The sequence below is a fragment of the Chitinibacter sp. GC72 genome, assembly GCF_009760905.1.
In the GTDB taxonomy this organism is placed as follows: Bacteria; Pseudomonadota; Gammaproteobacteria; order Burkholderiales; family Chitinibacteraceae; genus Chitinibacter.
Map to the genome: position 1 here is coordinate 165,350 of NZ_VIRW01000003.1, position 14,507 is coordinate 179,856.

The 14,507-nt window shown below is 47.9% G+C and carries 15 protein-coding genes; all 15 read left to right on the forward strand.

The window, feature by feature from the left end; all coding sequences use genetic code 11:
* The first annotated feature begins 58 nt into the window (after nucleotides 1–58).
* Nucleotides 59–943, forward strand: coding sequence for a translation elongation factor Ts (gene tsf, locus FLS37_RS04165; protein ID WP_157314679.1), 885 nt, complete (start codon nucleotides 59–61; stop codon nucleotides 941–943).
* Between the two features lie 142 nt (nucleotides 944–1,085).
* Complete coding sequence (gene pyrH / locus FLS37_RS04170) at nucleotides 1,086–1,805, forward strand: UMP kinase (RefSeq protein ID WP_157314680.1); 720 nt, start codon at nucleotides 1,086–1,088, stop codon at nucleotides 1,803–1,805.
* A gap of 123 nt (nucleotides 1,806–1,928) precedes the next feature.
* Nucleotides 1,929–2,486: a ribosome recycling factor gene (gene frr, locus FLS37_RS04175; protein WP_157314681.1), complete on the forward strand. Its 558-nt coding sequence runs from the start codon at nucleotides 1,929–1,931 to the stop codon at nucleotides 2,484–2,486.
* A gap of 17 nt (nucleotides 2,487–2,503) precedes the next feature.
* Complete coding sequence (locus FLS37_RS04180) at nucleotides 2,504–3,268, forward strand: isoprenyl transferase (RefSeq protein ID WP_157314682.1); 765 nt, start codon at nucleotides 2,504–2,506, stop codon at nucleotides 3,266–3,268.
* Nucleotides 3,262–4,077: a phosphatidate cytidylyltransferase gene (locus tag FLS37_RS04185; protein WP_157314683.1), complete on the forward strand. Its 816-nt coding sequence runs from the start codon at nucleotides 3,262–3,264 to the stop codon at nucleotides 4,075–4,077. Before FLS37_RS04180 ends, FLS37_RS04185 begins: the two co-directional genes overlap by 7 nt.
* 30 nt (nucleotides 4,078–4,107) lie before the next feature.
* Complete coding sequence (gene ispC, locus FLS37_RS04190) at nucleotides 4,108–5,328, forward strand: 1-deoxy-D-xylulose-5-phosphate reductoisomerase (protein WP_157314684.1); 1,221 nt, start codon at nucleotides 4,108–4,110, stop codon at nucleotides 5,326–5,328.
* A complete protein-coding gene (gene rseP / locus FLS37_RS04195; protein WP_157314685.1) occupies nucleotides 5,322–6,662 on the forward strand; it encodes an RIP metalloprotease RseP in 1,341 nt (446 codons plus the stop codon). The genes ispC and rseP overlap by 7 nt, the downstream gene beginning before the upstream one ends.
* A gap of 27 nt (nucleotides 6,663–6,689) precedes the next feature.
* Nucleotides 6,690–8,981 (forward strand): outer membrane protein assembly factor BamA, encoded by a 2,292-nt coding sequence (bamA, locus tag FLS37_RS04200; RefSeq protein WP_232522483.1) that lies wholly within the window; start codon nucleotides 6,690–6,692, stop codon nucleotides 8,979–8,981.
* A gap of 1 nt (nucleotide 8,982) precedes the next feature.
* Nucleotides 8,983–9,489, forward strand: a complete 507-nt coding sequence (locus tag FLS37_RS04205) for an OmpH family outer membrane protein (protein WP_232522484.1) — start codon at nucleotides 8,983–8,985, stop codon at nucleotides 9,487–9,489.
* Nucleotides 9,489–10,544 carry a UDP-3-O-(3-hydroxymyristoyl)glucosamine N-acyltransferase gene (gene lpxD, locus FLS37_RS04210; protein ID WP_157314686.1) on the forward strand — a complete coding sequence of 352 codons (1,056 nt, stop codon included), beginning with the start codon at nucleotides 9,489–9,491 and terminating at the stop codon, nucleotides 10,542–10,544. The genes FLS37_RS04205 and lpxD overlap by 1 nt, the downstream gene beginning before the upstream one ends.
* Nucleotides 10,545–10,557: 13 nt before the next feature.
* Complete coding sequence (gene fabZ / locus FLS37_RS04215) at nucleotides 10,558–10,974, forward strand: 3-hydroxyacyl-ACP dehydratase FabZ (RefSeq protein ID WP_232522494.1); 417 nt, start codon at nucleotides 10,558–10,560, stop codon at nucleotides 10,972–10,974.
* Between the two features lie 13 nt (nucleotides 10,975–10,987).
* Nucleotides 10,988–11,764, forward strand: a complete 777-nt coding sequence (lpxA, locus tag FLS37_RS04220; RefSeq protein WP_157314687.1) for an acyl-ACP--UDP-N-acetylglucosamine O-acyltransferase — start codon at nucleotides 10,988–10,990, stop codon at nucleotides 11,762–11,764.
* A gap of 6 nt (nucleotides 11,765–11,770) precedes the next feature.
* Entirely contained in the window at nucleotides 11,771–12,946 is a 1,176-nt protein-coding gene (gene lpxB / locus FLS37_RS04225) for a lipid-A-disaccharide synthase (RefSeq protein ID WP_157314688.1), read from the forward strand.
* A gap of 2 nt (nucleotides 12,947–12,948) precedes the next feature.
* Entirely contained in the window at nucleotides 12,949–13,524 is a 576-nt protein-coding gene (rnhB, locus tag FLS37_RS04230) for a ribonuclease HII (protein ID WP_157314689.1), read from the forward strand.
* Between the two features lie 105 nt (nucleotides 13,525–13,629).
* Nucleotides 13,630–14,490 (forward strand): flagellar motor stator protein MotA, encoded by an 861-nt coding sequence (gene motA, locus FLS37_RS04235; protein ID WP_157314690.1) that lies wholly within the window; start codon nucleotides 13,630–13,632, stop codon nucleotides 14,488–14,490.
* Nucleotides 14,491–14,507 lie beyond the last annotated feature (17 nt).

The window sequence follows — 14,507 nt, forward strand, 5'->3', positions numbered from 1 at the left end:
AGCCCCTTTTTTGTAACATTGACCCAATAAACTGAAGTCTTATATTCGGGAGAATTTCATGGCTGCAATTACTGCAAAAATGGTTGCCGAGCTGCGCGAACTGACCGGCCTTGGCATGATGGAGTGCAAAAAAGCACTGGTTGAAGCAGATGGCGACATCAAAAAAGCTGAAGAAGTGTTGCGTATTAAATCAGGCAACAAAGCTTCTAAAATGGCTGGCCGTACTGCTGCTGAAGGTACCGTTGTTGCATTTATTACTGATGACAAGAAAGTTGGCGCCCTCATCGAAGTGAACTGTGAAACAGACTTCGTGGGTAAAGACGAAAACTTCGCCGCCTTTGCCAAAGCGTGTGCGAAAGCCGTTGTTGTGGGTAATCCTGCTGATGTGGCTGCATTGGGTGCGGTTAAGACTGATTCTGGTGAAACAGTTGAAGAAGCGCGTAACGCGATTATCGCCAAATTGGGCGAGAACATGACTTTGCGCCGTTTTGTACGTTACGAAACTGCTGGCCAATTGGCGGCTTACCTGCACGGCGCGAAAATCGGCGTGCTGGTTGATGTTAGCGGTGGCGACGAGCAACTGGGCCGCGACTTGGCTATGCACATTGCTGCAAGCAAGCCAAAAGCGCTGGATGCTTCAGGTGTTGACGCTGAACTCGTTGAAACCGAGCGTCGTGTAGCGATTGAACGCGCTAAAGAAGCAGGTAAATCTGGCGACATGCTGGAAAAAATCGCCGAAGGTACTGTTAACAAGTTCCTGAAAGAAGTGACTTTGCTGAATCAAGTGTTCATCAAGGCCGAAGATGGCAAGCAAACCATCGAGCAATTGGTTAAATCAAAAGCTGCCTCTATCAATGCATTCACTATGTTTACCGTGGGCGAAGGCATTGAGAAGAAAGTAGTTGATTACGCAGCCGAAGTTGCTGCAGCAGCGCAACTTTAAGTCTATAAATTAGACTTAAATAAGCGTCGCGCAGATTGCTTATGAACGCCGCGCCTTAAAGCGCGGCGTTTCTACGACTATGCGCGCCGCGTTTTACGAGTACGTCACAAGCACGCCCGGGTAAACTTAATAAGGACTATGTATGAGCCAGCCAAAAAAATACAAACGAATTCTGTTAAAGCTCTCCGGCGAAGCATTGATGGGCGACGATAGCTACGGCATTAATCGCGCTACGATTGACCGGATCGTGCAGGAAATCAAAGAAGTCGTTGATCTCGGGGTGCAGGTTGCCGTGGTGATTGGCGGTGGAAATATCTTCCGTGGTGTAGCGCCAGCTGCGTCAGGAATGGATCGTGCAACGGCCGATTATATGGGTATGTTGGCGACGGTGATGAACGCATTGGCGCTACAAGATGCGATGCGTCATGCGGGGATTGTCTCTCGCGTGCAGTCAGCCTTGACCATTCAGCAAGTTGCCGAGCCTTATGTGCGTGGCAAAGCCATTCGTTACCTTGAAGAAAATAAAGTCGTCATTTTCGGTGCTGGCACTGGTAATCCTTTCTTTACCACTGACACTGCAGCTGCGCTGCGCGGTATGGAAGTCGGTGCTGATATTGTATTGAAAGCCACGAAGGTTGATGGTGTTTATACCGATGATCCAAAGAAAAATCCGGATGCTGTGCGTTACCAGACCGTAACGTTTGATGAGGCAATTGGTCGGAATTTGAAAGTGATGGATGCAACGGCATTTGCCTTGTGTCGTGATCAGAAAATGAATATTTGCGTATTGAGTATCTTCAAGCCGGGTGCACTAAAGCGTGTCGTGCTTGGGGAAGACGAGGGTACGCTGGTACACTGCTAAGATTGTATCGAACTCAATATTTTTCGAAATCATCTCGACGGGCGGGTATAATTCCGCCTGTTTTTTATTGCGGATGCCATTGAGCAGACGTCTTTATTGCTGAAGTGTTGTAGAGGTTACCAAATGATTGCGGATATCAAAAAAGCAACTGAAGAAAAGATGGTGAAAACCGCCGAGAAGTTAAAAACTGACTTGGCAAAGATTCGTACAGGCCGCGCGCATACTGGCTTGCTTGATCATGTGCAGGTTGAGTACTACGGCAGCATGGTGCCTGTGAATCAGGTCGCCAATATTACGCTGATTGACTCACGCACGATTGGTGCGCAGCCTTACGAAAAAAACATGGTTGGCAAAGTTGAAAAAGCCATTCGCGATTGTGATCTGGGTTTGAATCCGGCCGCGCAAGGCGATTTGATCCGTGTGCCCATGCCGATGTTGACTGAAGAGCGTCGTAAAGATCTGATCAAAGTGGTGCGTGGTGAAACAGAAGATGCGCGCGTTGCTGTGCGTAATGTACGCCGCGATGCGAATGATCAACTCAAGCGTGCACTGAAAGATAAAGAAATCTCTGAAGATGACGAGCGTCGTGGTCAGGATGATATTCAGAAACTGACCGATAAATACATCGCTGAACTGGATCGCCAATTGGCCGAGAAAGAAAAAGAGTTGCTGACGGTTTAATTGAAAGGCGGTAGAGCGTGGCTTTGTTTAATCGCGTCAGCGAGCAGGAAATCGATCTTACCCAGGGCAAAATTCCGCAGCACATTGCCATCATCATGGATGGTAATGGCCGCTGGGCCAAAAAGCGGATGATGCCCCGTATCTATGGTCACAAAAAGGGTGTAGATGCACTGCGTGATGTGATTCGGGCGTGTGATGAGCTGCAGGTGGCTTATCTGACTGTCTTTGCTTTTTCGAGCGAAAACTGGCGACGTCCCGCCGATGAAGTTTCATTTCTGATGGGGCTGTTTCTGCAGGTGCTCGATAGTGAAATCGAGCGTATGCAGCGCAATAATATCCGGCTGAAGATTATTGGCCGACGTGACCAATTCTCCGCAGAGCTGGTGCAATTGATTGAGTTGGCTGAGCAGAAAACGGCCAATAATACGGGCTTATGCCTGACTATTGCCGCTGATTATGGTGGGCACTGGGATGTGATGCAGGCAACGCAGGCTATGCTGCGTGATCAGCCGGGCTTGTTGGCCGGTTTTGCCGAGACGGATCTGCAGCCTTATTTGTCGATGGCGTACGCGCCTGATCCTGATTTGTTTATCCGCACGGGTGGGGAGCAAAGAATTAGCAACTTCCTGCTCTGGCAGTTGGCATACACCGAGCTTTACTTCACCGATTTGGCGTGGCCGGAGTTTGGTCGCGAACAATTGCATCAATCGATTGCGTGGTTTCAGCAGCGTGAGAGACGATTTGGCCGCATTAGTGAGCAACTGAGCGATTCCTCATGCTAAAAACCCGAGTTATTACTGCCTGTGTCTTGCTGCCGATTGTACTGGCAGCGCTGTTTTTCCTGCCCAAGAATTTATGGATATTGTTTTGCGCAAGCTTGCTAGGTTTTGCCGCTTGGGAATGGCAGCGTCTTGCTTCAATGTCTGGCTGGTTGGCCAAAATCTACCCCGCACTGGTGCCAGCTGCCTTCTTGATTAGCTGGTATGGCTTGCCGCTTGAGAGCAAAATTGCCTTGCTGCTTGTTTCGGCGATCTTCTGGTTGCTAATGGTGCCGCTCTGGCTCAGGCAAAAATGGGTGTTGAGTCGTGCTGGCAATATGAATGCACTGTTGGGTTTGGCGATTCTGGTGCCTGCCGCACTTGCCATGGTGGTGCTTCATCCCGATGGCACAACGTTGCTGGCCGTGATGATGGTGGCGTGGGTTGCTGACACATTTGCGTATTTTTCTGGCAAGGCGTTTGGCAAAAACAAGCTGGCTCCAGCCATCAGCCCCGGAAAAAGCTGGGAGGGCGTGTATGGCGGTGCATTGGCGGTGATTATTTATGTCCAGCTGTTGCCCAAGCCTTTTGTCTTATTGGGCGAAGTGTTTCCCGGCCCGGTGGCGCAAGCCGTTTTGTGGCTGTTGATTGCATTGCTGCTCACTGCCGTGAGCGTGATGGGTGATTTGCTGGAATCCTTATTCAAGCGCCAGGTTAATCTCAAGGACAGTAGCAATCTCTTGCCCGGTCATGGCGGAGTGCTGGATCGAATTGATAGCCTGCTGGCCATCTTGCCTGTCAGTGCGGTGATTTATTTGTCGCAATTAATCTAGCTTTGGCTTCACTGTGTGAGAAATTACGCCATGCCTCAAAAGAAAAGAATAATTACCATCCTGGGTGCGACGGGCAGTATCGGTCAGAGCACGCTGGATGTGGTGGCGCAACATCCTGAGCTGTATTCTGTCTTTGCTGTTTCTGGTGCTAGCCAGATCGACAAATTGCTTGAAATAGGCCAGAAATTTCAGCCCAGAATCATCGTGGTTCTTGATGAGGTGCGCGCCAAGCAATTGCGTGAAGGCCTTAAAGCGCTGGCGCTGGATATTGAAGTGCAGGTGGGTGAGCAGGCTTTGGTTGGTGTCGCCATTGCACCGGAAGTGGACACTGTGATGGCGTCTATTGTGGGGGCGGCGGGTATGCCTGCTACTTTAGCGGCTGCTCAAGCTGGCAAGCGGGTGCTCCTCGCCAACAAAGAAACATTGGTATTGGCCGGCCAGATTTTTATGGATGCGGTATGCCAGTCTGGTGCTCAGCTATTGCCGATTGATAGTGAACACAATGCCATTTACCAGTCGCTGCCAATTGATTTTCGTGAGCAGCCGTATGGCAGCAGTTTTTCCAAGGCGGGTATTGAGAAGCTGCTGCTTACCGCATCAGGTGGCCCATTTCGTTCGCACACACTGGCGCAACTTGAGCAAATCACGCCTGCACAGGCGATCAAACACCCCAATTGGTCGATGGGCAAAAAGATCTCAGTGGACTCAGCTAGCTTGATGAATAAAGGGCTGGAGGTCATTGAAGCGCACTGGCTGTTTAATGCACCGATCGACCGAATTGATGTTGTTGTGCATCCGCAAAGTGTGATTCACTCGATGGTGCAGTATCGTGATGGTTCGGTGATGGCGCAGTTGGGCTCGCCTGATATGCGCACGCCGATTGCATATGGCCTGGCCTATCCGGAACGCATTAGCGCGGGAGTGAAACCCCTTGATCTGTTTGCCATCGCCCGCCTTGATTTTGAAGCACCGGATCAGCAGCGCTTTCCCTGTTTGGGGCTGGCTTATGCGGCAATTCGTGAGGGCGGCGCTGCGCCGGCGATTTTGAATGCTGCCAATGAAGTGGCTGTGGCCGCATTTCTTGCCGAACAGATCCGTTTTACCCAGATACCGCAATTGATCGAATCAACACTGATGGCCAAAGCAGGGCTTGCAGCGGGCAGTCTGGATGAATTGCTCGCCGCCGATCATCAGGCGCGCACTCATGCGCAGGCCTTGGTTGCCAAGTGGGGAACTGCAATCGCATGCTAACGCTGCTGGCCTTTGTTTTTGCAATATCCTTGCTGGTATTTATCCATGAGTACGGCCACTATTGGGTTGCAAGGCAATGCGGGGTAGGGGTATTAACCTTCTCGATTGGCTTTGGCAAACCGGTTTTTAAATGGCAGCGCGGGGAAACTACCTGGCAGATTGCCATGATTCCACTGGGTGGTTACGTTCGGATGCTGGATGAAAACGAGCAGGCATTGACCGCTGACGAGCGTCAGCGTGCTTTTAATCGCCAACATCCGCTCAAAAAAATAGCCGTCGTCTTTGCCGGTCCGTTAGCCAATTTCATCTTTGCTGTCATAGCATTTGCGCTGTGCTACGGCGCTGGCGTGCCAACGCTAAAACCGCATATTGCCAGCGTGCAAGTGCAGAGTATGGCGGCCAGATCAGGTTTTGAGGTGGGTGACCAGGTTTTATCGATTGCCAATACTGCAGTCGAGAGCTGGGATCAACTGCAGCTGGAGTTGCTTGCGCAGGCGGGCGAGGCGTCGGTCCCTTTTGTATTGCAAAAACAGGATGGCTCTATCCGCCATGGTCAGTTGCCACTGGGTCAGCTGAAGCCCGAACAGTTCGATCAGCAGATGCTGGCCAGGGTGGGCATTTCCCCATTTTCCAGTCTGAATGTGATCGGTGTCGTTCAGGAAAATAGTCCAGCCCAGCAAGCGGGGCTGCGGATTGGCGACGAAATCGTTGCGATTAATCATCAGGCGGTAAATACATGGCAGGATGTTCAGCGTTGGGTCGTGGCATCGTCAGGGCGCAATCTCGAATTGACGATTAAACGTGGGGCTGAAGTGCTTACACTGCGTGCAGCACCTGCGCTTGAAGCGATCAATGGGCAGCAGGTCGCGCGTCTGGGTATTGTGCCAAAAGCAGATTTGCTGCGTGACCAGCAGCAAGTCATGACGATCAAGCTCGATCCGCTTGCGGCAATCCAGATGGGGGTAATGAAAACCTATCAAATGTCGCTGATGACATTACGGATGTTCGGCAAAATGCTAACTGGCGTGCTTTCACCCAAGCAGATTAGTGGCCCGATTGGCATTGCTGATTATGCCGGGCAAAGCGCTGCAATAGGCTGGATGACGTATGTGCAGTTTCTAGCGCTAATCAGTATTAGCCTTGGCGTGCTGAACCTGTTGCCGGTACCGATTCTGGATGGCGGTCATTTGCTGTATCATAGCTACGAACTAGTCACAGGTAGAATCGTGCCCGATTTCGTAACGGAATGGTTACAGAAAATTGGCCTTTCTCTTTTGCTCATGCTGATGGCGCTGGCTCTATATAACGATACCAGTCGCTTTCTTCTGGGCTAATCACTCAACTTTAAACAGCCGATAAAAATGAAATTTAAGCCTATGTACCTGCTGCTTAGCGCAGCACTTGCAAGTCTGAGCATCAATGCTTTGGCTTTTGATTCATTCACCGTGCGTGATATTCGCGTAGAAGGTTTGCAGCGTACCGATGCCGGTACGGTTTTCAATTATCTGGGTGTTAAAGTGGGTGAGCCGTTTGATCAGGCAAAAGCCAGTACTGCAATCCGCAATCTGTTTGCGACCGGCTTTTTTGATGATGTGCGGATTGAGGCGGATCAGGATGTGATTGTTGTGACTGTGGACGAAAGACCTACAGTTGCACAGATCAATGTCAATGGCGCGAAATTGATCGATAAAGATCAGGTCAAAGCTGCGCTCAAATCACAAAATCTGGCAGAAAGCCAGATTTTCCAGCAAGAAGTGCTGGATTCTGCTGTTAATGAATTAAAACAGCAATATTACTCCCGTGGACGCTATTCGGTTGATCTCAAAGCAACGGTCACCAAGCTGGATCGTAATCGCGTTGGTTTGCAGATTGATATTTCTGAAGGTGACGTTGCGCAAATCAAAGGGATTAATTTTGTAGGGAATACTGTTTACAGCGATGCTGATTTACTTGACGCTATGAGCGCTAGTACCAGTAATTGGATGACTTGGTATACCAAGGCAGACCAATATTCCAAACAGAAATTTTCCGCAGATATTGAAGCAATCAAATCACTTTATCTTGATAATGGATATATCAAGTTTGCGATTGAATCAACTAGCGTGGCGTTGTCTGAAGATAAAAGTGAAATATATCTTAGCATCAATATGCGTGAAGGTGGTTTGTATAAAGTAGGGGCTGTTGATGTTATTACAGCCCTTCCCGAGTATAAAGATCAGCTGTTGGCGCTTGCTAGTGTCAAATCGGGTGATGTGTATTCCCGTGAAGAAATAAATAAAACAGCCGCAGCAATGTCCAAATTATTAGGTGAGCAGGGCTATGCGTTTGCCAACATCAATCCTGTTCCTGAGATTGATGAGAATGGAAATTTGGTTTCTGTTAATTTTATGGTTGATCCGGGAAAAAAAACTAACGTTCGCCGAATTAATATTGCCGGCAATAGTTTGACTCGTGATGAGGTGATTCGGCGCGAGTTAAGGCAGATAGAATCTGCTGAGTACGACTTGTCAAAAATTAAACGCTCAAAGCAGCGCTTGCAGCAATTAGGTTACTTTTCTGAAGTGAATATTGAAACACCAATCGTGCCCGAAGCCATCGATCAGGTTGATATGAATGTTTCAGTTGTTGAACAAAAAACGGGTAATTTTAACTTTGGTGTTGGCTATGGTCAAAGTGAAGGCGCATTATTTCAAGCTTCGGTCTCGCAAGCTAATTTTCTAGGGACTGGAAAAAGATTTTCAGCTGAATTGAATAATAGTTCAGCTGCTAAGACTTACGCCTTGTCAATGAATAATCCATATGCAACAACGGATGGTATTTCATTTGGCTGGAGTCTGTATATGCGGAAAACAGATCCAAATGAGTTAGAGTTAGGTGATTACTCTACTGAGTCTAAGGGGCTGAATTTTAATTTTGGAATGCCAACTAGTGATTACAATACAATTGGTTTAGGGATTAATTATGAAAACCTTAAGTTGATTACGAATAGTAATTCGCCTAGTTATGTTAAAGATCATGTCAAAAAATATGGCAATATTTCTGATACCTACTCACTGACAGCTAACTGGTCTGCGGATGATCGTGATTCCGCGGTGTTTCCGACTAGCGGCTGGTATAAACGCTTAAACTCTGAAGTAGCAACCCCACCATCCGATCTTACTTTTTATAAGCTTTCGGCACAGAGTCAGTTTTTCTATTCATTCCGTCAGAAATCGCCGATCACTTTTGCATGGAATGTCGAATTAGGCTATGGCGGAGGCTATGCAGGTGATGATCTTCCGTTCTATAAGAATTATTTTGCGGGTGGTGTAAACTCCGTTCGCGGTTATAAGTCAGGCTCATTGGGTCCTAAAGATGAAAATGGGGATGCAGTAGGGGGCGTAGTTCGTTTCGTAAATAATTTCGAATTATATGCACCTTTTCCAGGTGTTAAAGATGATAAATCCATGCGCCTGAGTGTTTTTGCAGATGCTGGTAATATTTGGGGCAAAGGAGAGAAAATTGACGTGGGCTCTCTGCGATACTCAGTCGGTTTTGGCTTTACCTGGATTTCTCCTGTTGGCCCATTGAAAATTGTCTGGGCCAAGCCATTTAACTTGAAGCAGAGTGACAAAACTCAAAGTATTCAATTCCAGCTTGGTCAAGTATTTTAATATGAGAAAAAAACTGATGGGTATTCGATACATCTTTTGTGCTCTGATGGTTTCATTTGGCTTGTCACAAGTTGCTTTGGCAGATATGCGTATCGGCTTTGTTGATACACAGCGTATTTTGCGTGAGGCCGCACCTGCTGTTCGTGCATCAAAGAAACTGGAAAAAGAATTCGAGCCTCGCCGTATTGAGCTTCAACGAGTTTCCATGCAGGGAAAGGCAGTGCAACAGTTACTTGATAAAGGCAGTCTTTCCGAAAGCGAGCGCCGATCAAAAGAGCGGGAGCTGTTAAAGCTCAATCAGGATTTCCAGCGTATTCAGCGTGAAATTAATGAGGATTTGAACTCCAGAAGAAATGAGGAGTTATCAGGGCTGCAGGATCGCGTAAATATCGCAATTCGCAATATTGCCGAACAAGAGAAATTTGACGTCATTTTGCAAGACGCAGTTTATAGAAACCCCAAATTAGATATTACCGATAAGGTGTTACGTCAGTTGGTGGATAAATAATGTCAGGGAAAAAAATCAGCTTGCTTGAGTTGGCAGGTCAATTTTCTGCTGTTTTGGTCGGTGAAGATCAACTTATTCATGACGTTTCATCATTAAAATCGGCGAATGCAGGTGAGATTTGTTATCTCGCGAATGCAAAATTGGCCAGTAGCTTGCTCGAAAGTTCGTGTTCTGCCGTTATCGTCAAAAACGCAGATGGTTTGCCTGAAACGAAATCGTATCTGGTTTGCAATGACCCAGCCTTGGTTTTTTCCCGAGTTTCGAATTTGTTCCACCCCCTTCCCAAATCAAATGGTTCAGTCCATGCCAGTGCGGTGATTGCCGACTCTGCCATCCTTGGTCAAGGTGTAGAGATTGGACCCAATGTTGTAATTGAGGAGAATGTGCGGATTGCCGATGGCGCGCAGCTCAAAGCGGGTGTATTTGTGGGGCGCGAATCCACAATAGGTGCTCATTCGATCATTATGCCCAATGTGGTGATTTATTCAGAATCAGAGATTGGGCAAGACTGCGTTATCCATGCCGGTGCAGTGATCGGTTCTGATGGATTTGGCAACGCTTGGGCAGGTGACCATTGGGAGCGAATTCCACAAATTGGCCGTGTTATTATCGGTGATTGCGTTGAAGTTGGAGCAAACACCACAATTGATCGCGGAGCTCTGGACGATACGGTTATCGCATCAGGTGTTCGTTTGGATAACCAGATTCAAATTGCGCACAATGTGAGAGTGGGCAGGCATACTGCGATTGCCGCTTGTACGGGGGTCGCGGGTTCTGCAGTAATTGGCGAAAATTGTTTGATTGGCGGTGGCGTTCTGATTGGTGGGCATCTCACGATCACTGATAGAGTGACATTGCTTGCTGCCAGTGCAGTGCCATCCTCGATTGAAGAAAGTGGCGTTTATGCATCCGGAGTGCCAATTGTCCCGCATAATACTTGGCTTAAAAATATGGTTCACTTGCGAAAATTGGATCAATTGGCCAAGCGAATAAGATATTTAGAAAAATGTATTGAACAACAGACAGAACAGGGAGAGAGTTGTGACACCAATTGAAATTGTAGGAATTATGGAGCATTTGCCACATCGCTACCCATTCCTGTTGGTTGACCGCGTGCTCGAGTTGGAAGCTGGAAAGTCAGTGAAGGCAATCAAGAATGTATCAATGAATGAGCCATTTTTTCAGGGACATTTCCCCGGTTATCCTGTAATGCCTGGCGTATTGATCCTGGAGGCTTTGGCACAGGCGGCTGGAGTACTGACATTTAAGAGTATTAATCCACCACCATCAAAAAACACCATTTTATTCTATGCCGGAATCGATAATGCCCGATTCAAGCGGCAAGTTATTCCGGGTGATCAGCTAATTTTGACAGCTGAAATTACAGCGTCAAAACGTGGCATCTGGAAATATTCGGCAAAGGCCTATGTCGGCGATGAATTGGCTTGTGAAGCTGATTTGATGTGTGCCCAGCGCGAAGTTTGACAGGAATTTACTGATGGCAAATATTCACCCTAGTGCGATTATCGATCCACAAGCTGTTTTGGCCGAGGATGTTACTGTCGGCCCATTTTCGATTATTGGACCTAAGGTGCAAATTGACGCCGGGACTGTGATTGATTCGCATTGCGTGATTACAGGAAACACAAAGATCGGCAAAAATAACCGGTTTTATCCTTACTGCGCAATTGGCTGTGATCCTCAGGACAAAAAGTACGCGAATGAACCAACTCTGCTTGAGATTGGTCATGGCAATACTTTTTTCCATAATGTCACCGTATCAACAGGCACTGCACAAGACAACGGTATAACACGGGTTGGCGATGACAACTGGATTATGGCCTACGCGCACATTGCGCATGACTGCGTACTGGGCCATCATGTTATTCTGGCTAATAGTGCCACTTTGGCAGGTCATGTCACGGTAGGTGACTATGCCATTCTGGGCGGTTTAACTGCGGTACATCAATTTTGCACAATTGGTGAACATGCCATGGCTGGTGGCGGTTCAATTATCGTTCAGGATTTACCCCCTTTTGTGATGTGCGAAGGAAACAGGGCGATTGCTCGTGGGTTTAATGCCGAAGGAATGAAGCGTCGGGGTTTCAATGAGTCAGATATCAAAGCGGTTAAATCGGCTTATCGCTTGCTGTATCGTTCTGGTATTTCATACGATGACGCAGTTGCTCAAATTCAAGAGCAAGCACAATCAGATGCTGCTTTGATGGCCTTCGTTCGGTTTTTCGCACTCTCTAACCGTGGCATTGTTCGCTAATTGCTAATGTCGGAATTCAATTTTAATCCATCCTCTTGGCCAAAAATTGCAATCGTAGCTGGTGAAGCATCCGGAGATTTACTTGGGGCTTCATTAATTGCAGAATTGAAAGCAAGATTTCCCACCGCTGAGTTTATCGGCGTCGCAGGCCCCAAAATGCTAGCCGCTGGCGCCAAAACAATCGAACCGATGGAAACGCTTTCAGTAGGCGGAATTGTGGAAGTCATCAAGCATCTTCCTGTCTTGCTGCATTTGCGCGCCCGACTAGTGGACAGTTGCAAGGCCAGTAAGCCAGATTTGTTTATTGGAATCGATGCCCCTGATTTTAATCTTGGTTTGGCGCGGAAAATCAAACGGATGGGGATTCCCACTGTTCATTATGTTAGCCCGTCTATTTGGGCCTGGCGCCCTGAGCGTATCAAAAAAATCAAGGCCGCCGTTAATCATATTCTGTTGATTCTGCCGTTTGAGAAGGCTATCTATGAGCAGGCTGGCGTTCCTGCAACTTATGTCGGTCATCCATTGGCTGATCAGATGCCTGTGCAGAGTAATGCAACCCAAACCCGGGAAATCCTGAATATTGCCCAGAATGCCCAAGTGCTTGCTGTGTTGCCGGGCAGCCGCCAGCGTGAAGTTTTGGCTCTTGCGCCCTTGTTTATTGAAACTTGCAGCAAGCTCGAGCAGCAGTACCCAGGTCTGGTTTTTCTTGTGCCTTTTATTACCCGTGAGACGCGCCAGATTTTTGAGCAGGAAATCTGGCGGCAAGGCGTGCAGCATTTGAATTGGCGTCTGATGTTTGGTCATTCGCACGATGCCATGTCTGCTTCTGATGTCGTTCTGCTGGCTTCGGGAACTGCTGCTTTGGAGTCCATGCTGGCAAAACGTCCGACAGTAGTGGCATATCGTGTTTCCGATATGACGTACCGAATCGTTAAACGCAAATATTTGCTGCCCTATGTCAGTTTGCCCAATATTATTAGCAAGCAGTTCTTGGTCCCTGAATTCTTGCAGTCCGATGCAAATAGTGAAAATCTGGCATTGGCCATCAGTAACTATTTATCTGATAAAGCACTGCGAAGCAAAATTGCTGACAAATTTACCGATTTGCACCTGAGTATGCGCTGCTCTGCCAGTGAGCGTGCTGCAACTGCAATCCAGAGTCTTTTGCAGAAGAGGGCATAGCTATGCATATTTGCGGCGTTGATGAGGCAGGCCGGGGCCCTTTGGCGGGTTCTGTTTTTGCTGCGGCAGTGATTTTGCCTGAGTATTGGCTGTGTGAAGGGTTAACAGATTCAAAAAAACTAAGTGCAAGCAAACGCGAGCAACTGGCCATCGCCATCAAGCGGGATGCGATTGCCTGGTGTGTCGCGTCGGCCTCGGTGGAAGAAATTGACCGGCTTAATATTTTGCAGGCGACCATGCAGGCAATGCAGCGCGCGATAGCTGGTTTGTCAGTGGCTGCCGATCAGGCTTTGATCGACGGTAATCGCATACCTCAGCTCGCTATTCCTGCTCAGGCTATTGTTCAGGGGGATGCCAAAGTGCTGCAAATATCAGCTGCTTCAGTATTGGCAAAGGTTGCCAAAGATGCCGAAGCGCAAGAATTGGAAGCCCAATATCCAGGCTACGGGTTTGCACAGCACAAGGGCTATGGTACAGCTTTGCATCTGGCTAATTTGAAAGCCCTAGGAGCAACTGCGTGTCATCGGAGATCGTTTGCACCGGTTCGTGCAGCATTAATGCAAACCAAGCTGTTTTAGTCCGATTTAGGTTGTTACTCGATTTATGTATCAATTAAGATGGTTTTGAAGCCACATCAGATACGCTGGTGGTGGGTTTGATAACGAAAAATAGGGCACGGCTCCATGTTCGTAATTATTGGCTACATTTTCATGTGCGCTTGTATTTTGGGTGCATATGCCGCGCACGGCGGTAATTTGAAGATTTTATGGCAACCGCTTGAGCTTGTGATTATTTTCGGCGGCGCTATCGGCGGCATGATTGCCGCGCAGGGCGGCAAGGGCATGAAGGCTTTTTTGAAAGCCATTCCACCGATTTTTAAAGGCTCACCCTATGGTAAGCCCTTCTACATGGACTTATTTGCCTGCCTTTTCGAGCTGCTGGCCAAGGTTCGTAAGGAAGGCTTGATGTCGATTGAGGGCGATGTTGAAGATCCTCATGCTAGTCCGATTTTCTCCAAATATCCCAAAATTTCCCACGATCATCACGTCACAGAATTTATCTGCGACTATTTGCGCCTGATGGTGGGGGGTAATTTAAACGCGTTTGAGATCGAAAACCTGATGGATGTCGAGATTGATGCCCATCACCATGAAGCAGAGGCACCGGCATCGGCCATGACCAAACTGGCGGATGGTCTACCTGCATTCGGTATTGTTGCTGCTGTTATGGGGGTGGTGAATGTGATGGGTTCACTTCATCTGCCACCGACAGAATTAGGTAAATTGATTGGTGCCGCCTTGGTAGGTACATTTTTGGGTATCTGGCTTGCCTATGGGTTCTTTGGTCCTTTGGCTCAGGTCATGGAAACGAAAAATGCAGAAATGCATCAAGTGCTACAAACAATCAAAGTGACCTTGCTTGCCAGTCTGAATGGCTATGCGCCGCAAGTGGCTGTCGAATTTGGGCGGAAAGCATTGTCTTCAACCGAGCGGCCATCGTTTAAAGAGCTGGAAGATTTTGTCAAAAATGCTAAAGGCAAGTAAGTAAGCCAATCAACATT